The sequence below is a fragment of the Micromonospora yongxingensis genome (assembly GCF_052601155.1).
The window spans coordinates 1-772 of the sequence record NZ_JBQXEO010000061.1 but is presented as its reverse complement, the minus strand read 5'-3'; the positions used below and the strand labels follow the sequence as shown (position 1 = coordinate 772).

Below are 772 nucleotides of genomic sequence, written 5' to 3'. Positions count from 1 at the left end.
GCGGACTTGAGGGGCTCCCACCAGGTGCGGTTGTCCCGGTACCAGCGGACGGTGTCGGCGAGGCCGTGGTCGAGGTCGATGCTGGGGGCGTAGCCGAGTTCCTGGCTGATCTTGGTGATGTCCAGGGAGTAGCGGCGGTCGTGGCCCTTGCGGTCGGCGACGGGTACGACGCGGTCCCAGTCGGCGTCGCAGGCTTGCAGGAGGCGGCCGGTGAGGTCCTTGTTGGTCAGCTCGGTGCCGCCGCCGATGTTGTAGACCTCGCCGGCGCGGCCTTTCTGCTGGACCAGGGCGATGCCGCGGCAGTGGTCGTGTACGTGCAGCCAGTCGCGGATGTTGCCGCCGTCGCCGTAGAGGGGCACGGTGGCGCCGTCGAGGAGGTTGGTGACGAACAGGGGGATGAGTTTCTCGGGGTACTGGTAGGGGCCGTAGTTGTTGGAGCAGCGGGTGACGACCACGTCCATGCCGTGGGTGCGGTGGTACGCCAGGGCGAGCAGGTCGGAGCCGGCTTTGGACGCCGAGTACGGCGAGTTGGGTGCCAGGGGCCAGGTTTCGGTCCAGGAGCCCTCGTCGATGGAGCCGTAGACCTCGTCGGTGGAGACGTGCACGAAGCGGCTGGTGCGGTGGCGCAGGGCGGCGTCGAGCAGGGTCTGGGTGCCCAGGACGTTGGTGGTGACGAACGGCGCGGCGCCGGCGATGGACCGGTCGACGTGTGACTCGGCGGCGAAGTGCACGATCACGTCGTGCTCGGCGACGACCTGGTCGACCAGGGCGG

1 protein-coding gene is annotated in these 772 nt (G+C 69.3%); it reads right to left on the bottom strand.

Annotation, left to right across the window (positions count from 1 at the left end):
- The coding region (locus ACTWLT_RS31535; protein WP_445321495.1) for a dTDP-glucose 4,6-dehydratase at positions 1-767 on the bottom strand (767 nt) is incomplete at its 3' end.
- Positions 768-772: the final 5 nt, after the last annotated feature.